Source organism: Nesterenkonia salmonea, assembly GCF_005771525.1.
GTDB classification, from domain to species: Bacteria; Actinomycetota; Actinomycetes; order Actinomycetales; family Micrococcaceae; genus Nesterenkonia; species Nesterenkonia salmonea.
In genome coordinates this window covers 1-24,010 of the sequence record NZ_VAVZ01000011.1, presented here as the reverse complement: position 1 = coordinate 24,010, position 24,010 = coordinate 1, and the positions used below count along the sequence as shown (strand labels likewise).

The following is a 24,010-nucleotide window of genomic DNA, read 5'->3' as shown; positions in this document are numbered from 1 at the left end:
GAAGTCACTTAGGCTGGTGCGATGACCTCACTGTTCACACCGCCCGCCGGTACCTACACCTCTGACCCCACCTTCGCCCACCGCAAAACACAGGCTGTGGTCACTCTCACCGACCACCACGGGGACCCCGTGCAGGACCGCGAGGTCACAGTCAGGCAGTTGCGGCATGACTTTAAGTTCGGCTGCATCGGGTTCGAGCTCATCGACTGGGTCAACGGCCGTTCAATAGACCCGGAGTACGACGGCGCGCTCGCCGAGCAATGGCTGGGCCTGTTTGACACTGCCACCCTCCCCTTCTACTGGGGGACTTTTGAACCGGATCAAGGAGCTCCGAAGACTGAAGCGCTGCGCCGGACCGCCCAGTGGTTCGCCGACAAGGGAATCCGGCTCAAGGGCCACCCACTGGTGTGGCACACCGTCTGCGCCCCCTGGCTTTTGGAGAAGTCTCCCGCAGAAGCCGAGCGGCTCCTCAGAGAGCGGATCCGCCGCGAAGTCAGTGACTTCTCGGGTCTCATCGACACCTGGGATGCGATCAACGAGGTCGTCATCATGCCGGTCTTCACCGCGGAGGACAACGCCGTGACGCGCATCGCACACACCAAGGGCCGGGTCGAGATGATGCGGATCGCCTTCGATGAGGCGCGCACGGCCAATCCTCACGCCACCCTCCTGCTCAACGACTTCGACATGTCGACCGCCTACGAATGCCTGATCGAAGCGGCACTGGAAGCGGGCATCACCATTGACCGGCTCGGCCTCCAATCCCATATGCACCAGGGGCCCTGGGGGGCGGAAAAGACCGAACGTGTCCTGGAGCGATTCTCCCGCTACAACATCCCCATCCATTTCACAGAGACCACGATCCTCTCCGGAACCCCCGTGCCCCCGGGACTCTCAGACCTCAACGATTGGCAGGTCACCCCGGATCAGTGGCCCTCCACCGAAGAGGGTGAAGAGGCCCAGGCACAGGAGGTCGAGGCTCACTACAGCCGTCTGTTCGCTCACCCCGCGGTCGAGGCGCTGACCTATTGGGGCCTGCCTGACCGCAACATGTGGCTCAACGCGCCTGGTGGCTTGATTCGCCGCGACGGCACACCCAAGCCCGCCTACAATCGCCTGAGGGACCTCATCCGGGGTCAGTGGTGGACTCCGGAAACTACGCTGCGCAGCGACGCGAACGGTGAGGTGAGATTCTCAGGATTCCTGGGCGACTACGAGCTTTCGGTGGCAGACACCTCCACGGAACTTCAGCTGCGCGCCGCCGGTGAAGATCACCAGCAGCTGACCATTAGCGGCTTCTGACCCTCCGCGTCTCCAGCCCCGCACGTAGACTGGTGGGGATATGGAATTCCTCTTCACACCTCCTTCTGAGAGAAGTACGACGACGCCCCAGGCCCCACGTGTGCCTCAACCCTCCTTGGGTGAAGAGACGCCGTGGGATGCACCGGGTGCCCCCGGGCTGCAGGGGAGTGAGGCGTCGTCGTCCTCGGCTGAAGCCACGGCGGGGCTGAACCCGCAGCAGCAGGAGGCAGTGCTGCACAGTGGCGCACCGTTGCTCATCGTGGCGGGCGCTGGCTCCGGAAAGACTCGGGTGCTCACGCGCCGGATCGCGCACCTGATCCAGACCGGGCAGGCGCGCCCGCACGAGATCCTGGCCATCACCTTCACCAATAAGGCCGCCCGGGAGATGAAGGACCGGGTCGCAGAGCTGATCGGCCCGACTGCTGACCGGATGTGGATCTCCACGTTCCACTCCTCCTGCGTGCGGATCCTGCGGGCAGAGGCGCCCACCATCGGCCGGAAATCCACGTTCACCATTTACGACGCCGCCGATGCGCTGCGCCTGGTCACCCAGATCAGCAAAGAGCACCAGCTGGACCCCAAGAGGTTCAACCCCCGGGCTCTGCGCAATAAAATCTCCGCACTGAAGAACGAGCTGGTCGACGCCGAAGAATTCGGGATCAAAGCCCCCAATGAGCCGTTCAGTGAGGCCGTCGCCACGGTCTACCGCGAATACACTCAGCGGTTGCGCGCAGCCAACGCCTACGACTTTGACGATCTTCTCTGCGAGACCGTCTACATGCTGGAAGCCTTCCCCGCGGTGCTGGATAACTACCGCCGGCGGTTCCGGCACGTGCTGGTGGATGAGTACCAGGACACCAACCACGCCCAGTACCGTCTGATCCGTCTACTCACCGGCACCGACGCTGAGGTCGACACCCCAGCAGCCCAGCTGACGGTGGTCGGTGACTCCGATCAGTCCATCTACGCTTTCCGCGGCGCGGACATCCGCAACATCGTCGAGTTCGAACGTGACTACCCGGCGGCCTCGACCATCAAACTGGAGCAGAACTACCGCTCCACCCAGAACATCCTCTCCGCGGCCAACGCCGTCATCAGTCAGAACCCCGCCCGGGTGGAGAAGAAACTCTGGACAGACAACGGTGCCGGAGCCAAAGTCACGGTCCACACCGCCTACTCAGAGTCCGACGAGGCGGAATGGATCGCGCGGACCATCGACCAGCTCGGAGACGACCACGGGGTCAGGCCCGCAGATGTGGCAGTGTTCTACCGGACTAACGCACAGTCCCGTTCCCTCGAAGAGCGGCTGATCAACAGAGGCATCCCCTACCGAGTCATCGGCGGCACCCGCTTCTATGACCGCAAAGAAATCAAAGACGCCCTGGCCTACCTTCACGTGATCAACAACCCTGATGATGACGTGAACCTCCGCCGGATCCTCAACGAACCCAAGCGGGGCATCGGGGACAAAGCCGAATCCACCGTGGCCGCGCTGGCAGCGCGGGACCGCATCCCATTCTTCGAAGCACTGCGCAGAGTTGAGGACACAGGGCTAGGGCCCCGAGCAGTGAAAAGCATCGACTCCTTCGTGCGGATGATGGACGACGTCGCCTCTCTCGCCACCACAGAGAAGCCATCTGTTGTGCTGGAAGCAGCCTTGGAACAGTCCGGCATGATGGCCGCGCTGCGGGAATCCAAAGACCTACAGGACGAATCCCGGGCCGATAACCTCGGCGAACTCGTAGCTGTCCTTAAAGAATACGAGGCCAAACAGGAAGAGCCCGGACTGGCCGACTTCCTGGAACAGGTCAGCCTGATCGCAGACGCCGACGCGATCCCAGACAACGGCGACGCAGAGTCCCGGCGCCTTGCCGCCGAACAGGGACAAGTCACGCTGATGACCCTGCACACCGCCAAAGGACTCGAATTTCCCGTGGTGTTCCTCACAGGCATGGAACACGGTGTCTTCCCCCACCAGCGCTCCATGGGTGACTCTGAGCAGATGTCAGAGGAACGGCGGCTCGCATATGTAGGACTCACCCGAGCCGAGCAGCGTCTCTACCTGACCCGTGCCGAATCACGCAGCCTATGGGGCCAAACTCAGCACAACCCGCCCAGCCAATTCCTGGCCGACCTCCCAGAAGAGCTGGTCGAAGTCAGCGGTTCCGGGTCAACAACATGGTCCCCGCTGGGCTCTCCGCGCCGCGGATCCGCGGGCCAGGGACGTTCGGCCGATACCGGCTGGGGATCAGAACCCACCCTGACCGGAAGCTCCCCAAGGGACGTAACATTCAGCCCCGTGGCCAAACGCGCTCCCCGGTCCCAGGTCAACCCAGAGCGGGAAGTGCCCGCACTGGTCCCCGGTGACCAGGTGCAGCACGCCAAGTTCGGCCGCGGTGAAGTGCTCTCAGTAGAAGGCTCTGGTGACAAATCAGTAGCTAAAGTCAGCTTCGCCGGCTCAGAGAAGCGGCTTCTCCTGCGATATGCTCCAGTTGAGAAGGTCAGCTAGGGCACAGATCCGCCCTGGCGGCACTCGATAAGTGAAGTTGACTTCGACGCAGAAGGACACCACACGTGGACCTGTATGAGTACCAGGCGCGCGATCTGTTTGAGGCACACGGCGTACCCGTGCTCGCCGGAATCGTGGCGCAAACCCCAGAAGAAGCAAAGGCAGCTGCTGAGCAGATTGGCGGCGTCGTCGTCGTCAAAGCTCAGGTTAAGGTGGGAGGCCGCGGCAAAGCCGGCGGCGTGAAACTCGCCAAAACTGCAGACGAAGCCTACGAGCACGCGAAAGCCATCCTCGGCATGGACATCAAGGGGCACACTGTGCACCGCGTGATGATCGCCCAGGGTGCAGAGATCGCCGAGGAGTACTACTTCTCAATCCTGCTGGACCGAGCCGAGCGCAACTACCTTGCAATGTGCTCCAAGGAAGGCGGCGTGGAGATCGAACAGCTCGCCGTCGACTCCCCGGAGAAGCTGGTCCGGTACAACTTTGATCCCAACACCGGTATCGACGCTGATGTCGCCGCGGAGATCGCCACCCAGGCAGGTTTCTCCTCCGAGGAGGTGCCCGCACTGGTCGACGCTTTCCAGAAACTGTGGGGAGCCTTCTCCGCTGAAGACGCCACCTTGGTAGAGGTCAACCCACTGGTCAAGACCGGCGACGGCGCCATCATCGCCCTAGACGGCAAAGTCACCATTGACGAGAATGCCGCCTTCCGCCAGCCAGCTCACGCTGACCTAGTCGATGAGTCCGCAGAGGACCCGCTGGAGGCGAAGGCCAAAGAAAACGACCTCAACTACGTCAAGCTCGATGGTTCCGTAGGGATCATCGGCAACGGTGCAGGACTGGTCATGTCCACCCTCGACGTGGTGGCCTACGCAGGTGAGGCTCACAACGGAGTCACACCGGCCAACTTCCTGGACATCGGAGGTGGCGCATCAGCTGAAGTGATGGCCAACGGACTCGACGTCATCCTCGGAGATGAGCAGGTCAAGTCTGTGTTCGTCAACGTCTTTGGCGGCATCACATCCTGTGACGCTGTGGCTACAGGCATTGTCAAGGCCCTCGAGATCCTGGGTGACACTGCCACCAAACCACTGGTGGTCCGGTTGGACGGCAACAACGTAGAAGAAGGCCGCCGGATCCTCAAAGAGGCCAACCACCCGCTGGTCATCACCGCTGACACGATGGACGGCGGCGCCGACAAGGCCGCCGAGCTGGCTAACAAGTAAGGACTGAGGCTCACACACATGTCTATCTACCTGAACAAGGACTCCAAAGTCATCGTCCAGGGCATCACCGGCGGTGAGGGCACCAAGCACACCGCACTGATGCTCAAAGCAGGCACCAACATTGTTGGCGGCGTCAACGCTCGTAAAGCCGGCACTACCGTTGCTCACAAGGATCAGTCCGGCAGTGACATCGAACTGCCTGTCTTCGGCTCCGTCACTGAGGCCATGGAGAAGACCGGGGCAGATGTCTCGGTCGCATTCGTGCCGCCGAAGTTTGCCAAGGACGCCGCAGTGGAGGCCATCGAGGCCGAAATCGGTCTGCTGGTGATCATCACTGAGGGAATCCCGGTGCAGGACTCCGCTGAGCTGTTCAACCTCTCGCTCACCAAAAAAGGCCACGACGGTAAGCCCCTCACCCGGATCATTGGCCCCAACTGCCCAGGCATCATCACCCCCGGCGAATCGTTGGCCGGTATCACCCCCGCCAACATCACCAATAAAGGTCCAGTCGGCTTGGTCTCCAAGTCCGGAACCCTGACCTACCAGATGATGTACGAACTGCGTGACATCGGTTTCTCCACCTCCATCGGCATCGGCGGTGACCCAGTCATCGGCACCACCCACATCGATGCGCTGGAAGCCTTCGAAGCTGACCCGGACACCGAGGCCATCGTCATGATCGGTGAAATCGGTGGTGACGCTGAAGAGCGCGCCGCGGAGTACATCAAGGCCCACGTCACCAAGCCGGTTGTCGGCTACGTGGCAGGCTTCACCGCGCCAGAGGGCAAGACCATGGGCCACGCAGGCGCCATCGTTTCCGGCTCCTCCGGAACGGCTGAGGCTAAGAAAGAAGCTCTGGAAGCTGCCGGTGTCAAAGTCGGCAAGACCCCTTCTGAGACCGCGCAGCTTCTGCGCGAGATCTACAAGGGCAGCGGATCTTCACCGGTCGCAGGCGCAGCGGAGACCGTCAAAGAGAAGGCTGAATCACTGGTGGACAAAGTGAAGGACACCTTCAAGAAGTAGTTCACTGCATACAGGAAGCCGCCGTCCCGGGCAGATGGGGCGGCGGCTTCCTGCGTCAAAACTCATTGTCAGCGCGTACTCTCATCCGCCCTCTGAGCCTTCGCCGAGTTCCGCATCGCGGTAGGGGCCGAACTGGAAATGCCGACCAGTGATTTCAGCGGGCGTGACTTCCACGAACTGTTCTTTTGGTCCTGGAACCCATGGCCTGAGGTCCAGTGTCTCGGCCACAGCGATTTCCCGGGAAGTTTGTAGGAGTCTCGCCGAGCCCCGCACTACTACCGACCATGCCTGATCGGAGAGGATACCGTCAGCCTCGATCAGAACATGGTCGTTGATCGCCACTTCGGCCAACTTTGTGCCGGGGGCTGTCCGGAAGAACACGTGGCGGTCACGGACAGCTATGTTGACGGGGAAGATGTCAGGTCGCCCACCGACTACGCCTACCAGTCGCCCGTGCTGAGTTCGTTCCAGAAGCGTCCAGGACTGGTCCTCAGTCAGTTTCAGCACCGGATCGTTGTTGGGATGATCAAACATCGTGAAGTCGCTCCCTTAGAGTCGTCTACCGGGCCGAATTGCTCGGCACTGTCAGTCTACTCGCGGCGAATTGCCCCGCCAGAGGCGAGCCCTGCAGAAATGTTTCTGTCCTTAACAGTTCCAGCTCTAGAGTGGATGCATGACTCACTCGCGCGCACCTCATCCTTCCGCTGCCGAATTGCGCAGTATCGCCGTCACTGCCGCACATACCGCCGGGGCGCCACTGAAGACTGCCTTCCGCTCGCAGATGGATGTGGAGCTGAAAGCCTCCGCGCATGACCTGGTCACCGTCTGGGACACCCAGACCGAGACCACGCTCATCGATCTACTCAGCAACGCGGTCCCGGACTCTCGTTTTACGGGGGAGGAGGGCGGATCTCATGGTGAAGGCCGTGTGGAGTGGATCATTGACCCGATCGACGGCACCTCCAATTTCGCCCACGGGTTCGCCATGTTCAGCGTCTCGGTGGCCGCGGCCGTAGACAATGTGGTGCTTGCCGGGGTGGTCTATGACCCCATCAACGAATGGACCTTTTCCGCGGACGACGCCGGCGCCTACCTCATCAACCGCGATGGGAAGGAGACTGTCCTCAGCCCTGCTTCGAAGGACGGAGTGGCAGAGGAGAACCTGGCTCTGCTGACGAACTTCCCGGGTGCCTGGGGAGTGGAGAAGTACGGGGCTGAGGCGTTGGAAGCGTTCGGAACGCTGGTCACCACCTATGCCACTGTGCGCAGGGTCGTATCCGGTGCCTTGGAGCTCTGCCATCTGGCGGCAGGCTGGTCCGATGTGGTCATCAACTGCCGCACCAGTCCGTGGGATGTGGCAGCCGCCCAGCTGATTCTGCGTCGGGCGGGCGGAAACTACCTTCCCTACGGTACTCGCGGCGAACAATCCTGGAACGGTTCCGTGACAGAGGACTTGCACTTAGCTCCCGGTTACTTGGGCCTCGGTCCCGGGGTGCAGGCGCCTACTTCAGCAGACGTCGTCGCGCGGTTCGTCCGCCACGGGTCCTAGGGCCGTTATCAGGGGCTGTAAGACCTGCTTCATGAGGCGACTAGTTTAGGCAAGGCAAACGCTTAGGCGTGCTGAATAATCGTCACACCCTGTCCAATAGGCCCGGGTTGGCGTGGGGCACGGCAGTATGGAGTGCGTGAACACTGAAGCCGACCACGCGCGCCCGCAGCCGCGGCCCAAGCAGATTCGGCGGTGGAGAAAATACCTCGCTGACGAAATCGCAGAAGCCAAGCTCTATGAACAACTGGCCAAACGCAAGACCGGACAAGAGCGGCAGATCCTCCTCGGACTAGCTGCTGCTGAGCGCCGTCACCAAGCCCACTGGCAAGACCTTCTCGGTGACAAAGCGGAGAACCTCCCTTCCCCTTCAGCGCACCGGGTGATGCTCGGCTGGCTTGCGCGCATCTTCGGTTCCGTGTTCGTTTTGGCATTAGCCCAGAGGGCTGAGAGCGAATCGCCCTACGAAAGTGACCAGGATGCGACGCGCCGGATGGCAGCCGACGAAGAGGTCCACGAAGAGGTTGTCCGGGCGCTCGCTGCCCGTGGCAGGCAAAAGCTCTCCGGGGGGCTCAGGGCCGCCGTATTTGGCGCCAATGACGGTTTAGTGTCCAACTTTGCGCTGATTATGGGCATGGGCGGCACAGGTGTCGGAGCGACCGTGGTGCTACTGACCGGCATTGCCGGACTCCTGGCGGGTGCACTGTCCATGGCTGCTGGAGAGTTCATCTCTGTGCGGAGTCAACGTGAGCTGCTCGACGCCACCCGCCCCACCCAGGCCACTATCCGGGCCGCACCCGACCTCGATTTCGACCACAACGAGCTTGTGCTCGTGTACCGTGCCCGGGGGCTGAGCACAGAGGACGCCGAACACCGCGCACTGGAGCGGCTCGGCATGTTCGACTGCGACTGCCGGCCGGAACGTTCCTACAAGCCGGAAGACGAAGTGGACGAGCACCGGGCCGTCGGCTCCGCCTGGACCGCCGCCGGATCCAGCTTCTGTTTCTTCGGCGTAGGTGCCTTGATCCCGGTTCTGCCGTATCTGTTCGGCGCCGTCGGCTGGTGGGCGGTGGGGCTCTCCACGGCAATGGTGAGCATCGCCCTACTGTGCACCGGTGCCATTGTCGGCCTGCTCTCAGGTGCTTCTCCCCTGAAGCGCGCGCTGCGCCAGCTGGCCATTGGGATCGGTGCCGCCGCCATCACCTACCTGTTGGGAACGCTACTCGGTGTGGGTGTTGCATAGCTGTGAGGTGAACCGTAAACTAGTTCGCAAATGCAACTAAAATCTCGTTCTCGGGCTGCGCAGGGCAGTCTTCCGGACGGCATGACCCGCCGAGACCTCGGCTGGGCCATCGCCGGCATCCTCGCAGTCTTCTTCGCCGCTATGGTCTCGATGAATGTGGTGGTCACCGCGCTTCCGGTGATCTCCCAGGAGCTCGGCGGCACGCAGATACAGTACTCCTGGGTGGTCACGGCCACCCTGCTGGCGAACGCGTCGTCGACCCCTGTGTGGGGAAAGCTCGCCGATATGATGAGCAAGAAGGTCCTGTTCCAGGTGGCGAACGTGATCTTCTTCCTTTCGTCCCTGGGCGCGGGGTTCGCGCCCAATATGGAGACCCTCATCGCGGCACGGTTCGTCCAGGGTGTCGGATTGGGTGGTTTGGGCGCATTGGCCATGGCGATCATGGCCTCGATCGTCTCCCCGCGCGAGCGCGGAAAGTACGCCGGTTACATCGGCGCGTGCCTGGCGTCAGCCACCGCGCTGGGCCCACTGATCGGCGGCATCACCGTTGACACCCTGGGCTGGCGTTGGTGCTTCTTTGTGGGTGTCCCACTGTCAGTGTTTGCCATGATCATGGTGGCAAGAACCCTCCGGGTGCCCGTCATTCGGAGCCCAGGTCGCATCGATTACTTCGGTGCACTGCTGCTGGTGATCGCCTCCGGTCTGCTGCTGATCTGGCTTTCATTCGCGGGTACACCTGAGTTCTTCGCCTGGCTTTCCTGGCAGTCAGCGGGTTTCTTGACTGCGGCTCTGGTTCTGCTGTCTGTCTTTGTCTTGGTGGAGAGCAAGGTGCATAACCCGATCATTCAACTGCGCATGCTGATCGACCGCACGACCTTCCTGGCAGCGGTCTCCTCAGCCTCCATCGCGGTGTGCCTGTTCGGCATGCCCGCTTTCCTCGGTCAGTACTTCCAGATCGGCCGGGGCCTCAGCCCCACAGAGTCCGGGCTCATGATCCTGCCACTGGTGCTGGGTAACCTCATCGGCTCTCTTGTTACCGGGCGGCTGATCACCCGCTACGGCCGCTGGAAGGTCTACATCGTCTTCGGGTCGTTCATTATGAGTTCCGGCATGTTTGCCCTTGCCACAGTGGGTCAGGGCACCCCCTACCCGCTCGTGCTGACATACCTGCTGGTGGTGGGTCTGGGTTTCGGTTCACAGATGCAGAACCTGATGCTGATTGTCCAGAACACGGTCTCGGTCACCCGGGTCGGTCAGGCCAGTGCGCTGATCGCGTTCTTCCGCGTGTTCGGGGGCGCGGCAGGGACCTCCATCCTGGGGTCAGTGATGGCCCTGCAGGTGGTGGGAGTGTCTGTGGCTGAGGTCAATGTTTCTGCGCCTTCACCGGTGTACGCCGATGCCACTGGCACCATGTTCCTGGTTGCTGCTTGTCTGACTCTGCCGGCGGTGATCACCAATCTCCTCATCAAAGAAACGGCCCTGCGCACTACCATATGAACTTCCAGTACGACGCCGCATTGCTGGAGTGACTCAGCCCGCTCCCGAGTTCATTAGTATTGGAGACGATGAGGACTGAAAAGCCCCAGCCCACCGAGATCCGTCAGGACTTGGCAGCGGTACGGAAGCACTACTCGCATTCGGCGCGTAACCGTGCCATGAAAATTGAAGACCGCTGGCACCAATTCCGACTGAATCTGGCGCGGGACCGTGGCCAACACGTGACGGTGCTTTCGCTGGCCGGTTATGGGTCGCCGCGGTGGGTGAGGGTCTTTTCGCGCATTGTCATGGCGCCGAGCTCGGACTTTGAGAACGGCAGGCGGGTGGCCAAGGTCATCGCCGATGGGGTCCGCGGTTGGCGCAACTTCGTCTCCGCGCCGGTGCCGTTCGCTGAGGTCACCGCGAAAGTTGCCGGACATACCTTCAGAATGTCAGCTGACCGCGGCGGAATCGTGGACCAGGTGCTCGAGCTGCCCGCCGACGCTCACCTGGAGCCCGGGTGGCAGGAGATCACCCTTGAGGCTGCCGGAGCTGAGCAGACCAAGGCCGAAGTGCAGATTGTTGGTGACAACGTCACTACCGGTGTCATCTGCGATATTGACGACACTGTGGTCGTCACCAAACTGCCACGGCCTTTCCTCGCCGCGTGGAACTCTTTTGTGCTGGACGAGCACGCCAGGACCCCAACTCCCGGTATGGCGGTCATGATGGAGCGCCTGCTGACCAAGAATCCAGGATCAGCTGTCATTTATGTCTCCACAGGGGCGTGGAACGTGGCGCAGACGCTGACCAGGTTCCTCACCCGTAATCTGTATCCGCACGGTCCGCTGCTCCTGACTGATTGGGGCCCCACTCAGGACCGATGGTTCCGGTCCGGCAAAGAACACAAAGTGGAGCAGTTGGCGCGACTGGCCGAGGAGTTCCCCCAGGTGAAGTGGATCCTGATGGGCGATGATGGCCAGCACGACCCTATGATTTACGCTGACTTCGCTCGCCGGCATCCTGCTTCGGTTCGGGCGGTCATCATTCGCGAACTCACCTACTCCGAGGCTGTGCTTGCCGGTGGCCGCGCTGAGCACCCGGATAGTGAGCAACTCATGAGCGTCTCCGCCGATGGTGAGCATCTTCCGGGTATTCAGCAGGTCGGCGAGCACCGCATCCCCTGGATCTATGGTCCTGATGGTAAAGACATCGCGACCACTCTTGCCGGCTACGGGCTCTTGTAGTGCATTTCCGATTTATTTGCGGCCGCTTGGCTGGGCCGGCGCACCCGTGTCTGGAGCTGTGAGCAGAACGAGATCAGTTCGTGCCCGGCAACAGGGCACGGGAGGCCCAGTTGGACGTGATGTACTGCCGTGCGCGGTTCGCCTGGAGTCTGTCGTTGACATCGACAGCTCGGGCGTAGTGCCCGATCAGCTGATTGCAGATCGCCTCCCAGGTGCGCCCCTGAACTTCCTGGTGAGCTTCAGCGGCGGCGCGTGAGCGGGCGTCGTCGTCCGTGATGAGATGCTCAACGGCTGCCCGCATACCTTCGAGATCGCCGGGCTGGTAAAGCCACCCCGTGCGGCCCGGGTCCACCAGATCCAAGGGGCCACCGCGGCCTACGGCGACGACCGGCACGGCGGCCGCGAAAGCCTCCTGGATGGTCTGGCAGAAAGTCTCCGCTTCACCCGGGTGGACGAACACATCCAGGCTCGCCACATGGGACCCGAGCCCATCCCCAGATTGGAAACCCGCAAAGTAAGCATTGGGCAGCTTCCGGCGCAGCATTTTTTGCTCTGGACCGGTGCCGATGATGACCAGTCGAGTCCCAGGCATGGTGTCCAGAACTGCGAGGTCTTCGATCTGCTTCTCTGCTGCGAGCCTTCCGACAAACCCGATGAGCTTCTCCCCGTTGGGGGCGATCCGTGTTCGCAGTTGTGCAGATCGTCTTTCGGGGGAGAAGAGTTCCAGATCCACTCCACGCCGCCAGGTCTTGAGCCGGTGGATGCCACGTTCACGCAGCTGGGTCTTGCAGAATGAGCTGGGCACCAGGGTCAGGGTGGAGGCATTGTGCATCCGTTCCACGTGCTGCCACATCAGTTCTTCAGCCCTGGGGACCCGGTAGCGGGCCGCGTATGTGGGGACCTCAGTCTGGTAGATCGACACGGTCGGTAGGCCCAGCGCATCGGCTGCCTGGATGGCTCGCCACCCCAGGACGAACGGTGAGGCCACATGCACCACATCTGGTTGGAGCTGCTCCAACAGGTGACGGATGCGCATCACGAACCCGGCGGCGACCCGGACCTTCGGGTAGTCCGGCAGCGGGATGGAAGGCACCCTCACTACGGGGAAGCCTGAGCAAAGTTGCGGCTGCTGCGGCGGGTGTTCTGCCAGCGGGTTGGATTCGAGGAAGGAGTCAGCGGGAGCAATGACGGTCACATCATCACCGCGGCGGCGCAAATGGGCGAGGACTTTGAGAACGGAGTTGGTGACTCCGTTCATATGGGGCAGGAACGATTCTGCGACTACTACGACCTTCACATCTTCATAGTGGATGTTCAGGGTAGCCGTGGGCCGACATGTTGGTACGAACCGGGTGAACAGTTCGTGAACGTTTATGGACCCTGACAGTTCACACGCAATCAGCGGAAGGTGAGCGGGGTTTCCCCGCCACCGGGACTAGCGGGGTGAAGGTCGTGGCTGCTGTACACGGCCGAGAGGTGAGCGGGGTTTCCCCGCCACCGGGACTAGCATGGTGTCGATGCGTAAACTTCCCCCTCCGCCGTTGTGGCTTTTCGGTCTCTTCGAGGCTATCCAGGCGGTTCTGGCCACTGCTCTGCTGGTGGCCGTCCCGGTGCTGGGTGTCGGCCTGGTGCGCAGTTGGGGAGATTTTGATCCGCAGGCTACCGCCGAAGTCGCCGCCCAAGCGTGGTTGGTGATTCACGCGGTTCCGCTGAACCTTGCGGAGAATGCTGACTCCGGGTGGTTCCATCTGGTGCCGTTGGGTTTCACCCTGGTGCCTTTCATGTTGTCCTGGCGCGCTGGCCGCCGCCTGGCTCAAGGGGCGTACCCTGTCCAGCTGTGGCAGGGGCTTTCCATTTTCGCGTTGACTTATGCGGCAGCAGCGGTGGGGATTGCTCGCTTCGGAGTTGATGACCCGGGAACATTGGTGTGGGCGGGTGTCGCCGCCGCGGTGCTGACCGGGTTGGGCTCCTTGGCGGGCTGCTACGTGGAGGCCCGCAGCGCCACCCGCATGATTGGGGTGGACCTGGAGTCCTGGGTGGAGGACTTTTCCCAGCGGCTGAAATGGGCTGGAGCGTACGCGTGGGCTGTGGTGCGCGGTGGGATGGTCGCAGCAGCCACCGCTGTCGGTCTTTCTGCTCTGCTGCTGGCCGGCTGGGTGGGTTGGCGTTGGATGGATGTGGCCAATGCGTACCAGGAGCTTGATGCCGGAATCTCTGGTGGTGCCGGGTTGACTCTGCTGCACCTGGGCTTGGCGCCGAACCTGGTGCTGTGGGCTCTGGCGTACTCCACCGGTGCCGGGTTCAACCTTGGGTCTGGTTCTCCGGTGGGACCTTTTGAAACCGAGCTGGGCATGGTGCCGGCGGTACCGCTGCTCGCCGCGCTGCCAGATCAGGTGTATGAGTATTCGCTGGCTACTCTGTGCCTGCCCGTTCTGGCGGGTGTGGTGGCTGGGTGGTGGCTGATGCGCGAAGGGGAGAATCACTTTGATGACTGGTGTCAGCTCAAACTGAAGCTTCGCCCGCTATCGCTGGCAGTATCTACGGTGACGCTTGCGGCGATCACCGGCGCGGTGGCGGGCCTGCTGCTGATTGGCCCGCTCTGGTTGTCCCATATTTCTCTGGGGATGGGCCAGCTCAATGATGTCGGGCCCCACGCGGCGCTCACCGCGGGACTTCTGGCCGCCTGGGTGGCGGCAGGAACGGTGGTTGGCTATCTGGCTGCCCCTGCCGCAAGGCTGCTGGTGCCTCGGCGCCGTTCTGAAGATCACGACGACGCCGAGGAAGATTCCTTCTCCGCAGAGGCTAAGTAGTCAGCGCAGCCCGGGGATTGAGTCGAGCATGTTGTGCTCGTAGTTTTCGTAGCAGCGCTGGGTAGATCTTTCTGTCACGGCACTTCGCAGACATTCATCGAACTGCACAGATGCGTCCCAGAAGATCGCTTGGAAACCTGCGGAGAAGAGTAAGAACGCGAAGCATGTGATGAAAATGAGCGCGCCGACCATGATCGTGATCGGCAGCTTCTTCCGGATGGCCCGCACCAGCAGGAAGACCGCCACGCTGACCCCGACCAGGGAGGCAGCGATCGTGACAAGCCGCCAGGGGAGCGGCATCTGCAGGCCCGCGTAGGCGACAATCAAAGCCAGAACGAGCCAGCCGATGACCCTCGAGTAGAAGCGGCGGGTGTCGTCGTCAAGCTCGGGCCGGTCCTTTTTGGATGGCGGGACTGAGGTGGGCGTCGGCGGTGTGGTCGGCTGGCCGGGGGGAGGGGTGGCGCTCATGGTGAGTACTAGCTTATAGGCTTGCACGGAAGCGAGCCGGGCATCCGGCTCAGTAAGAAGAGATGAGACGCAGGAGCGTGCGAACGATGCGAATTGTGGTGCTGGTATCCGGCTCGGGGTCCAACCTGCAGGCAGTGCTCGATGCCGCGCAGTCCGGGCAGCTGGATGTGCAGATCGCCGCCGTGGGCTCAGATGTTGACGGCTGCGGGGGCCTGCAGCGCGCCGAAGCCGCCAGCATCCCCACCTTTGCCGTGCCTTTGGAGCGGGGTGCGTCGCCGCAGCGCCGGGCGGAATGGAACCGAGAGCTCTGTGCGGCTGTGCGCTCCTACGAGCCGGAACTGCTGGTGACCTCAGGGTTCATGAAAATTCTGTCTGAGCAGTTCCTGACATCGGTCGGCGCCCCCATCATCAACACCCACCCGGCACTGTTGCCCAGCTTCCCCGGCGCACATGGGGTGCGGGATGCGCTGGCTCATGGTGTGAAGATCACCGGCTGCACCGTGCACCAAGTCGATGCCGGTGTGGACACCGGTCCAATTCTGGCCCAAGCCGCAGTTGAGGTCAGAGAGCACGACGACGCCGCCTCGCTGCACGAGCGCATCAAGGTCCAGGAACGCCGGCTATTGGTCGAGACCTTGTCCGCAGTAGCGAGCGGGCAGATTCACTTAGGCGGCTAGTTCGGCCCCCTAATGCTGGGCGGGGTTGTTGTAGTACCCGCTGCGGCTGACCTCTTTTTCCCATTTGCGGTGACGAATGTACTTACTGGACGCAGGCAGCCACATGAAGACAATCGCCGCGATACTCAGTGCCACTGTGACAAAAATGATGCCGTAGGTGATGCCGTCGTAGCCAAGGAAGAAGAACAGAATGCTCAGTGCGGCCCATATGGTGGCAAGAACGCGCCCTGCGTTGCCGGCCATGGATCCGAGGAACGCAGTGGTGACGTAGAGCGCCAAGAGGATGAACGCCCAGATCAGCGCAATCACGCCGATGCCAAGGAGCGTCACTTCCTCCATCTCCTGTGCGCTGAGGTTCTGCAGCTCTGGGTCCTGGGCCGACTGGCGTTCCATCTCCTCGACGAACGCATCGGAGAAGCCGCCCCCGAACACTTGGTCCATCGTCTGCGTTGGAAGTGTGACGAACACGTAGATGCCCCAGATCAGGGATGTCATACCCGCTGCCAGAAGTGCGGCCAAGACACCCCAGAGGGTCCCGGGCCGTTTGGGCCGCTCCGGGGCAGCGTATGCCTGCGGAGGGTAGCCACCCTGTTGAGCGGTGGGCTGTTGAGAATCGCTGGACTGCTGCCACCCGGACTGATTGTGGGGGTCGCCATAGGGACTGCCTGAGGGATTTTGGTATCCCTGTTGCCAGCCTCCGGACTGCCACCCTGGGGACTGGCTGCCGTGAGTTTGTCCGCTGTCTGGTTGGCCAGACCCAGATTGGCTAGCCCCTGATTGCCCCCACGTGGGCTGCCCGTAGGGGTTGTACTGGCTTCCTGACTGCGGTGCGCCGCCGGACTCGGGTGCGGACTCGGCGTGAGGTTCGGCTCCCGAGCTGCTTGGCCCGTCATTCGGCGCATAGGCGCCATAGCGAGGTTGAGGCCTCTTCTCAGACGACTGTTCCGGAGTGTCGTCTCCGTGTGGACTTTGCGAGGCGGCGTCGTCATTCGGCGTAGTACTCATGAACGCCACTTTAGCGCCAGGCTCTGAATTTTCTCTAGAAACTGCAAGACTGGCCTCTATGGCTGACACCGTCACTGTTCATCTTGTCCGGCACGGCGAAGTGCACAACCCTGACAAAGTGCTCTACGGCAGGCTGCCCAGTTTCGGGCTCTCCACATTGGGCCAACAAATGGCTGAGGGCATCGCCGACCACTTCGTCCAGCGCTCCGAGCGCGGGCATCCGGTGCACCTGCTCGCAGCCTCGCCGCTGCAGAGGGCGCAGGAGACTATTGCGCCACTGGCTGCGAAGCTCAGCCTACCGGTGACCATTGAGGACCGGGTTTTAGAGGCGGAGAACGCATTCGAAGGTCTTTCCAATGTCAGGCGACACCTCCGAACTCCCAAGTACTGGCCGTTGCTGCGCAACCCCTTCCGGCCATCCTGGGGCGAGCCGTATAAGCACCAAGTGGAACGCGTCCTTCAGGCCGTGAAGGATGTAGCTGACCGGGCACTTACAGAGCACGGCGATGGTGCTGAGGCGGTCATCGTCTCTCACCAGTTGCCGATCTGGGTGACCAGGTTGTGGGCTGAGCAGCGTCCTCTGTGGCACGATCCTCGCCAGCGCGAATGCACACTGACCTCCGTTACGAGCCTGCGGATCGGCCCCACCGGCGTGGAATCGGTCAGCTACACCGAACCCAATAAAGAGCTCAGCAAACAGGCTCTGGCACTGCCGGGAGCGTAGATCCGAGGAAATCGAGAGAAACTCAAAAACGTAGGGGCGTGACCCTGTCGGATCACGCCCCTACGTTGTAGAACTTTCAGTGAGAACAGGTTCAGCCTCCGGGGCGCAGGATCGCGTTGACCTGGTGCCATCCGGCATCGATGTCGTGAACAGCGATGCCGTTAGAGACGGTGGCGGAAATGACCTGACCGTTGCCGACGTAGATGGCACCGTGACTGCTGTTGTTGGCCAGAACGATGTCACCGGGCTGCGGGCTGGAGACTCGCGGAAGAGATGCTTCCATCCCGTAGGTGGTGCGGGGTAGCCCGCCCTGACCCGCGCGGTTGTAGGCCCAGTTGATGAATCCGGAGCAGTCGAAGCCGGAAGTGGTGGTCCCTCCCCACTGATACGGCACTCCAAGCCCGGCGTAGGCCGCGCTGACTACAGAGCTGCTGCCACCACCGTCGTTGGAGGGGCGGTCTTGGGTGCCCCCTGAGGTGGCGGGGCCGGTGTTGGACTGGCTCTGCTGCTGAGGCTCCTGCTGCTGCGGCGCGGAAGACTGCTGAGATTCGGCGCTCGCCTCATCGACCGGTCCCTGAGCAGGTTCAGGGGCAGGCTCCGGCTCCGGCTCCGGCTCTGGCGCTGGTTCCGGCTCCGGTTCTGGGGCAGGCTCTGGCTCTGGCGCTGGTTCCGGCTCTGGGGCGGGCTCGGGTTCAGGTTCTGGAGCGGTCTCAGACGTCATGGTGGGACGTTCAAACGTCAGGTCCATGTCGGGGGCGGTCGACACCGCCTGTGGAGCAACATTGGAGGCACGTTCGACACTGAGCTCCGAGGCGCTGAGCTCAACCGTAGCGGAGTCGCGGCCCTCCTCAGAGTCGGTGTGGGCGCTAGCGGCTACACCAGTGGTGATCACCAGGCCTGAAGCGGCCAGGACGGCTGCGGTTGCACGTCCAGCTGCTGCCGTATCGGCACCGACCCGAGTCTTGCGGGCTGCGCGGCGGCGAGCACGGCGTGTGTCATAAGAAGTTGTGTCAGTCACTTGTCGAACCTTCCCTAGGGGTTTGCGGTAGTTCAGCGAATGCCCGTCCAGGGTTGATACGGGCTTCACCGGACCTGCAACAGAGTTGGACTTCTCTGCCAAGCACGGGCCCGACTCTATAACAAATCCATATACTTGTCACAATTAGGTAACGGTGAAGATCTTCGGGCCCAGGTCACTTCGGCCCGCAGGTGGATTATCGCGGAAGTCTGGTGCGAAGTGTTCGAACAATCGTCGCGCCAGTGACGTCGCGTGCGGGAACCTCCTCTAGGGTCGAAGAATGGTTCCAAGAAGAGTAGCGGCACTTCCAACTGTGCTCGTGGTGGACGACGAGGCGCCTCTGGTGCGCTTAATCGGTGAGTACCTGCACCGGGAGGGGTTTTCAGTAGATGCCACTGATGACGGTAGCGAGGCCGTGCAGATGGTGCACGATCTTGAGCCTGCCGTGGTCATTCTTGATCTGGGTCTACCTGGGATGGACGGGGTGGAGGTCTGCCGGCGGATTCGAACATTTTCGGATTGTTTCGTCATTATGCTGACCGCCCGTGCCGAAGAGGTGGATCGCCTCATTGGGCTCTCCGTGGGTGCTGACGACTACGTGACGAAACCATTCAGTCCGCGAGAGCTCGTGCTGAGGGTTCGGGCTATGTTGCGCAGGTCACGGCCGGGACATGAAGGTCGGAGGCACAGGGTGGGGGACCTGGTCATTGACGCCAATGCGCGCGAGGTGTGGCTCGAGGATAGGCAAGTGGAGGTGACTCGGACCGAGTTCGAGCTGTTGGCCGCCCTCATCGCTGAACCCGGGACCGCCAAGTCGCGCCGCGAGTTGATCACTCAAGTGTGGGGTGACGAATGGATAGGGGATGAACATCTGGTGGATGTCCACATCGGAAATCTCCGGCGAAAAATACAGGACGACCCCGCTGAGTCGCGCTTCATCCAGACAGTGCGTGGCGTGGGATACAAATTACGGATGCGACCATGAAATCTGGTACGCCACCGTGGGACGACCGGCTCGGAGTCCGGATATTCCTCGGAGCGGTTCTCGTCCTAGGCGTAGGGGCTGTGACAGCTTGGGCTGTGGCACTTCTTACCGGACCGATCATCTTTCATGAGCACATGCTCCTGGTTGAGACTCCTCACCCGGACCCAGAGGTGGTGAGGCACGCTGAGGAGGCCTTCGATGCATCGTGGCAGCTCACACTCCTACTAGCGCTGATAGCAGCTTGCGTGGCGTCCGTTTTGGTCAGTGTCTTTCTCGCCCGCCGAATAGCGCGACCTCTGAATAAAGTGCGCAGCGCTGCGATGCGGGTGGCAGCTGGAGATTACAGTGCCCGAGTGCCAGAGGGTGCCATGGGCGCGGAGTTCACGGAGATGATTTCGGCGTTCAACCGGATGGCCGCAGAACTCGACGAGACAGAACACACTCGCAAGCGGCTGCTGTCTGACTTGGCCCACGAGGTGCGAACACCTCTCGCGACGGTAGACGGCTACCTGGAGGCGATGCTCGATGGTGTCGCGGCCGCCGACTCCGAAACTCTGAGCATGCTGCGTGTGCAGACCGACCGCCTGAAGCGTCTCGCGGAAGACATCTCATTAGTGAGCTCTGCAGAAGAACATCGATTGAGTATAGAGACCCAAGCCGTTTCGGTCGCCGACCTCATCACCGCTGCGCAGGGACAAGCACGCAGCTCCTATGCAGCACGTCATGTCGCTCTGGAGGTTGATGAAGCGTCCGAAGGCGCCGTGGTGCTGGGGGACCGCGATCGTCTTTCCCAGGTTCTGACGAACCTGCTGGACAACGCTCTGCGACACACGCAGCAGGGTGACCAGGTCATATTGCGGGCTTGCAGCGATTCCACAGCAGTTTTCCTGAGTGTTGAAGACTCGGGGCGTGGCGTCGCGTCAGAGCACCTTCCTCACCTGTTCGAAAGGTTCTACCGGGTCGATACCGCCCGTGATCGCGCCCACGGTGGTTCCGGTATCGGGCTGGCCATCGTGCGTTCCATTGTTGAGGCCCACGGTGGCAACGTGAGGGCCGAAAGCTGCGGCCTTGGGCATGGAGCCAGCTTTACCGTGGAGTTGCCGCGCCACGGCTGAAACACATCCATGCTCAGCAATTACCGGAATCTGACGAAGATGCGATAAAGATTCGGTCAAGGAGCTGTCGTTTGGTCAGTACAGCAGGGGGATTGGTTTAGCCTAGAGAGTCGCGAGAAAAGATCGCGTCTACCGAAGACCGCATCACCCCAGGGAGCGCGACATTGGCACCTCCGATCGCGTCCTCACTCGAGCAAAACGACAGGCCGAGCCCGGGGCGGCTCGCCGCACTGGACGCGGCTCGCGGACTTGCTGTGGCGGGCATGATCATCGTCAACGTGGGACCTCGCGGTGGAGACAGCGTGGCCGAGGTGCTTTACCGCCTTCCCTACGGACGCGCTTCGCTACTCTTCATGCTGCTAGGGGGAATAGGATTCTGTCTCTTGACCCGGCGCGCTCGTAGCGGAGAAACGCGCATACCGGCGGGCGCTATTTTGTGGCGGGCATCGGTGTTGTTTGTGGGTGGACTGGCTCTCCAGGCCTTGGACCACGGCGTCTCGGTGATTTTGGTGACCTATGCTGTGCTGTTCACGGCGGCGCTCCCGCTCACTCGAGCTCCCGCGTCCGCCCTGCTCGTTATCGCCGGATTGAGCGCCTCGCTCGGACCCATAGTGTGGATCACAGTTCAGAGAAACGCTGATAGGGCTTTTGCCCGTGACCCGCTCAGTGTCACTGACTCCCCTGGCGAACTGCTGCTCGGTATTTTCCTTACGGGACCATACCCGGTTGTTGTATGGGCTGCACCGTTTCTCGTCGGGATGTGGCTTGGACGGCGGGACCTGACCAGTCGGCTTTTGAGCACTCGGCTCATCGTCTGGGGTGCGCTCGCCGCCTTCGCAGCGAGGACCATCTCGTTTGCGCTCATCAATTTCCTGGGGGAGCCCACGAGTCATCAGGGGTGGCAACGGCTCATAAGCTCCGTTGCACACTCGCAGATGCCTCTGTGGCTGATTGAAAGCACCGGAGCGGCCGTCGTCATATTAGGGGTGTGTCTGAAGATTCGCACCTGTGATCACGTATGGCTGCAACCGCTCGCGAAGCTGGGGCGGTTGGCCTTCACCAGCTATGTGGGTCATTTGATCATTCTTGCTATTGTGGTCAGGCCTGGGCCAGCGAGTCTCGCTGAAGGATTGTTGGTCAGCGGCATGGTTATTGCCTTACTGATGACTCTCTCGTTTTTCTGGCTTCGGTTCGCTACCCATGGGCCGCTGGAAGTTCTTCTCCGCCCGCCGCAGCTGCGACCTAGGAACACGTGACTGCTCAGTGCATCTTCAAGTCCACTTATACCTTTGGTAAAGATCCTCTGAAGGACCCTCTGTGGGTGCGACTGACAGCTTCACCCTCATGTTTACTTGGGGGAGCCGATTCGGAGGAGATCACGTCATGAAGAATAGAACCAATGCAATCGCGGTAAGTTTGTTCGCAGCATCTGTTGCACTTGCTGCCTGTGGGGACCCTGGCACCGAGGCCGAAGATTCTGCCGCACAGGAAGAACAAGCTGAGGCCGCTGATACAAACTTCAACGATGCCGATATCGAGTATGCCTCCGGGATGATTGCCCATCACGAGCAAGCGGTGGAAATGTCAGATATTTTGCTGCAGACCGATAATGCTGACTCTGAGGTCTCCGCTTTGGCAGAAGACATCCGAGCCGCTCAGCAGCCTGAGATTGAGCAGATGGAATCGTGGCTGGAAGCGTGGGGGTACGAGCCGAACGACGACGACCACGGCGATCACGGTGACATGACGGACGACGGTGGTCACGAAGGTATGATGAGCGAAGAGGACCTGGCAGAGTTGGAGTCTGCAGAGGGTGACGAGGCGTCCCGCATGTTCCTGGACCAGATGATTATCCATCACGAAGGTGCCGTGAGCATGGCTGAAGAGCACCTCGAGGCTGGAGAGAGTCCAGAGGCCCTGGAACTCTCAGAGAACATCATCTCTGATCAGAGCGCAGAGATTGTAGAGATGGGAGAATTGCGCGACAACCTCTGAACCGAAACCGGGCTTTCCAACAAATTGCCGAACTACCCAGTGCCGAGGAGGCCTGACTATGAATCGGAGCAACCACGCCGGACGCTTCAGGACAACCGCCGCAGCGTTTGCCGTGATGGTGCTTATCGCGGGATGTGCGTCGCAAGACCCCTCATCACCTTCTGGCGCCAGCGACACTCCGCTGTCAGCCTCGGGATTGGAGGACGCCTCCGGGCGGGAAGTTGTCGAAAAACTCGAAAGGTTGCCGTTGGAGGAGCGCCCCACCGATTTTGTCGCATCCGTTGAAACTGAAGCGGTGGTGATGGTCGATGATCAGGGCAACGAATCCTGGGTCCCCCTGCCCGAGGATGAGTTCTACGTCTCGGTCGCGCCCTATGTAGACCAGACCCACGAGTGCTTCTTCCACAGCTTGACGACATGTGTCGGAGAGATGAGCAATGAAGAGTTGGAAGTGACGGTGGTTGAGGAAGGCACCGGGGAGGTCCTGGTCAACGAAACTGCGCGAACACACGACAACGGGTTCTTCGGGCTGTGGCTTCCCCGCGACATAGATGCCGAACTCACCATTGAATACGATGGCCTGACATCGACCGCACCGATCTCAACCAGAGAAGGCGATCCGACCTGTCTTACCACCTCTCAGCTGACCTGAGCTGGTTGACTGCACTACTTACCTGAAAGGCAGTGCATATATACCGAGGCTCATTTTCGCACCAGGCGGGCAATGGCGTCAGAGGCTTCTCTGATCTTCGCGTCTGCCTCAGCGCCGCCGCCCTGTACCGCTCCAACAACGCAGTGTTTGAGGTGGTCATCCAGCAGGCCAAGGGCAACGTTGTTCAGTGCGGACGTGATCGCGCTGATCTGGGTGAGGATGTCGATGCAGTAGGTGTCTTCGCTGACCAACCGGTGGATGCCGCGGGTTTGACCTTCGATGCGCTTAAGTCGGGCGAGGTAGCGGTCTTTGTCGCTGATGTAGCCATGGTCTCCGGTGGCCGAGTCGGTAGTAGCGGGCATTGGGTTTTCTCCTTGTGGGTGGGGTTTTTGGTGTGAGGAATGTGCCGGTGCTAAACGCGCTTGATGAGCCGGTCGGTGCTGGCCTGCGGGGTGAGGTCTAGGCGACGCAGCAGTTGAGCGTTCAGGGCGACGACGACTGTGGAGGCGGACATCAGGATGGCGCCAACGCTCATCGGAAGCACGAATCCGATCGGAGCCAATACGCCAGCGGCCAGTGGCACGGCGGCGATGTTGTAGCCGGCAGCCCACCACAGGTTTTGCTTCATCTTGCGGTAGCTGGCACGGGAGAGCTCGAAGACTGAGAGCACCGAGCGGGGGTCGGAGGAGGCCAGGATCACCCCGGCTGAGCCGATGGCCACGTCGGTGCCGGCACCGATGGCGATGCCGACATCAGCTTGGGCCAGGGCGGGGGCGTCATTGACGCCGTCGCCGACCATGGCCACTTTCTTGCCTTCGTCCTGCAGTTCAGCAACTTTGGCGGCCTTGTCCTCAGGGCGGACTCCTGCGAAGACTCGGTCGATCCCGAGATCTTTGGCCACGGTTTCTGCCACGGCCTCGGCGTCTCCGGTGATCATCACCACCTGGACATCATTGGCGTGCAGGGCATCGACCGCATCGCGAGAC

23 protein-coding genes are annotated in these 24,010 nt (G+C 61.5%); 16 read left to right on the top strand and 7 right to left on the bottom strand.

Annotation, left to right across the window (positions count from 1 at the left end; genetic code table 11):
• The first annotated feature begins 21 nt into the window (after positions 1–21).
• The 4 genes from FEF26_RS05495 to sucD all read left to right on the top strand — a co-directional run bounded on the left by FEF26_RS05495 (position 22) and on the right by sucD (position 6,063).
• Entirely contained in the window at positions 22–1,302 is a 1,281-nt protein-coding gene (locus tag FEF26_RS05495; protein ID WP_138252539.1) for an endo-1,4-beta-xylanase, read from the top strand.
• Between the two features lie 40 nt (positions 1,303–1,342).
• Positions 1,343–3,811 carry a DNA helicase PcrA gene (gene pcrA / locus FEF26_RS05490; RefSeq protein WP_138252538.1) on the top strand — a complete coding sequence of 823 codons (2,469 nt, stop codon included), beginning with the start codon at positions 1,343–1,345 and terminating at the stop codon, positions 3,809–3,811.
• 65 nt (positions 3,812–3,876) lie between these two features.
• Complete coding sequence (gene sucC, locus FEF26_RS05485) at positions 3,877–5,040, top strand: ADP-forming succinate--CoA ligase subunit beta (protein ID WP_138252537.1); 1,164 nt, start codon at positions 3,877–3,879, stop codon at positions 5,038–5,040.
• Positions 5,041–5,058: 18 nt separating this feature from the next.
• Complete coding sequence (sucD, locus tag FEF26_RS05480) at positions 5,059–6,063, top strand: succinate--CoA ligase subunit alpha (protein WP_138252536.1); 1,005 nt, start codon at positions 5,059–5,061, stop codon at positions 6,061–6,063.
• 81 nt (positions 6,064–6,144) lie between these two features.
• On the opposite strand, the gene FEF26_RS05475 is transcribed toward sucD, so the two are convergent.
• The gene (locus FEF26_RS05475) at positions 6,145–6,597 is read right to left on the bottom strand and encodes a pyridoxamine 5'-phosphate oxidase family protein (RefSeq protein ID WP_138252535.1); all 453 of its coding nucleotides are present in this window, start codon (positions 6,595–6,597) and stop codon (positions 6,145–6,147) included.
• A gap of 139 nt (positions 6,598–6,736) precedes the next feature.
• On the opposite strand from FEF26_RS05475, the gene FEF26_RS05470 reads away from it, so the two are divergent.
• The 4 genes from FEF26_RS05470 (at position 6,737) to FEF26_RS05455 (ending at position 11,575) form a co-directional block, all read left to right on the top strand.
• Positions 6,737–7,612: an inositol monophosphatase family protein gene (locus FEF26_RS05470; protein ID WP_138252534.1), complete on the top strand. Its 876-nt coding sequence runs from the start codon at positions 6,737–6,739 to the stop codon at positions 7,610–7,612.
• Between the two features lie 127 nt (positions 7,613–7,739).
• Complete coding sequence (locus FEF26_RS05465) at positions 7,740–8,852, top strand: VIT1/CCC1 transporter family protein (protein WP_138252533.1); 1,113 nt, start codon at positions 7,740–7,742, stop codon at positions 8,850–8,852.
• A 30-nt stretch (positions 8,853–8,882) separates the two neighbouring features.
• On the top strand, positions 8,883–10,349 hold the full coding sequence (locus FEF26_RS05460) for an MFS transporter (protein ID WP_138252532.1): 1,467 nt from the start codon (positions 8,883–8,885) through the stop codon (positions 10,347–10,349).
• Positions 10,350–10,417: 68 nt separating this feature from the next.
• Positions 10,418–11,575, top strand: coding sequence for an App1 family protein (locus FEF26_RS05455; protein ID WP_138252531.1), 1,158 nt, complete (start codon positions 10,418–10,420; stop codon positions 11,573–11,575).
• A gap of 73 nt (positions 11,576–11,648) precedes the next feature.
• Here the strand turns inward: FEF26_RS05455 and FEF26_RS05450 are convergent, their stop codons facing one another.
• Entirely contained in the window at positions 11,649–12,872 is a 1,224-nt protein-coding gene (locus FEF26_RS05450; protein WP_138252530.1) for a glycosyltransferase family 4 protein, read from the bottom strand.
• A gap of 220 nt (positions 12,873–13,092) precedes the next feature.
• On the opposite strand from FEF26_RS05450, the gene FEF26_RS05445 reads away from it, so the two are divergent.
• Positions 13,093–14,385 (top strand): cell division protein PerM, encoded by a 1,293-nt coding sequence (locus FEF26_RS05445; RefSeq protein ID WP_138252529.1) that lies wholly within the window; start codon positions 13,093–13,095, stop codon positions 14,383–14,385.
• Here the strand turns inward: FEF26_RS05445 and FEF26_RS05440 are convergent, their stop codons facing one another.
• Complete coding sequence (locus tag FEF26_RS05440; RefSeq protein ID WP_138252528.1) at positions 14,386–14,853, bottom strand: hypothetical protein; 468 nt, start codon at positions 14,851–14,853, stop codon at positions 14,386–14,388.
• 86 nt (positions 14,854–14,939) lie between these two features.
• Between FEF26_RS05440 and purN the strand changes: the two genes are divergently transcribed.
• Entirely contained in the window at positions 14,940–15,530 is a 591-nt protein-coding gene (gene purN / locus FEF26_RS05435; RefSeq protein WP_138252584.1) for a phosphoribosylglycinamide formyltransferase, read from the top strand.
• Between the two features lie 9 nt (positions 15,531–15,539).
• Here the strand turns inward: purN and FEF26_RS05430 are convergent, their stop codons facing one another.
• The gene (locus FEF26_RS05430) at positions 15,540–16,535 is read right to left on the bottom strand and encodes an exosortase/archaeosortase family protein (protein ID WP_138252527.1); all 996 of its coding nucleotides are present in this window, start codon (positions 16,533–16,535) and stop codon (positions 15,540–15,542) included.
• Between the two features lie 58 nt (positions 16,536–16,593).
• Between FEF26_RS05430 and FEF26_RS05425 the strand changes: the two genes are divergently transcribed.
• Entirely contained in the window at positions 16,594–17,259 is a 666-nt protein-coding gene (locus tag FEF26_RS05425; RefSeq protein ID WP_138252526.1) for a histidine phosphatase family protein, read from the top strand.
• Between the two features lie 91 nt (positions 17,260–17,350).
• Here FEF26_RS05425 and FEF26_RS05420 read toward each other — a convergent pair whose 3' ends face one another.
• The gene (locus FEF26_RS05420; protein ID WP_138252525.1) at positions 17,351–18,277 is read right to left on the bottom strand and encodes a C40 family peptidase; all 927 of its coding nucleotides are present in this window, start codon (positions 18,275–18,277) and stop codon (positions 17,351–17,353) included.
• 280 nt (positions 18,278–18,557) lie between these two features.
• Here FEF26_RS05420 and FEF26_RS05415 point away from each other — a divergent pair, with 280 nt between their 5' ends.
• The 5 genes from FEF26_RS05415 (at position 18,558) to FEF26_RS05395 (ending at position 23,024) form a co-directional block, all read left to right on the top strand.
• On the top strand, positions 18,558–19,262 hold the full coding sequence (locus FEF26_RS05415; protein ID WP_138252524.1) for a response regulator transcription factor: 705 nt from the start codon (positions 18,558–18,560) through the stop codon (positions 19,260–19,262).
• On the top strand, positions 19,259–20,377 hold the full coding sequence (locus tag FEF26_RS05410) for a sensor histidine kinase (RefSeq protein WP_138252523.1): 1,119 nt from the start codon (positions 19,259–19,261) through the stop codon (positions 20,375–20,377). The genes FEF26_RS05415 and FEF26_RS05410 overlap by 4 nt, the downstream gene beginning before the upstream one ends.
• Before the next feature lie 164 nt (positions 20,378–20,541).
• Positions 20,542–21,633, top strand: coding sequence for a DUF418 domain-containing protein (locus tag FEF26_RS05405; protein WP_138252522.1), 1,092 nt, complete (start codon positions 20,542–20,544; stop codon positions 21,631–21,633).
• A gap of 127 nt (positions 21,634–21,760) precedes the next feature.
• Complete coding sequence (locus tag FEF26_RS05400) at positions 21,761–22,372, top strand: DUF305 domain-containing protein (protein WP_138252521.1); 612 nt, start codon at positions 21,761–21,763, stop codon at positions 22,370–22,372.
• 58 nt (positions 22,373–22,430) lie between these two features.
• Positions 22,431–23,024 carry a CueP family metal-binding protein gene (locus FEF26_RS05395; RefSeq protein ID WP_138252520.1) on the top strand — a complete coding sequence of 198 codons (594 nt, stop codon included), beginning with the start codon at positions 22,431–22,433 and terminating at the stop codon, positions 23,022–23,024.
• A gap of 50 nt (positions 23,025–23,074) precedes the next feature.
• Here the strand turns inward: FEF26_RS05395 and FEF26_RS05390 are convergent, their stop codons facing one another.
• Entirely contained in the window at positions 23,075–23,386 is a 312-nt protein-coding gene (locus FEF26_RS05390; RefSeq protein ID WP_138252519.1) for a metal-sensitive transcriptional regulator, read from the bottom strand.
• A gap of 50 nt (positions 23,387–23,436) precedes the next feature.
• Positions 23,437–24,010, bottom strand: a 574-nt coding sequence (locus FEF26_RS05385; protein WP_138252518.1) for an HAD-IC family P-type ATPase, incomplete at its 5' end; no start/stop codon positions are given.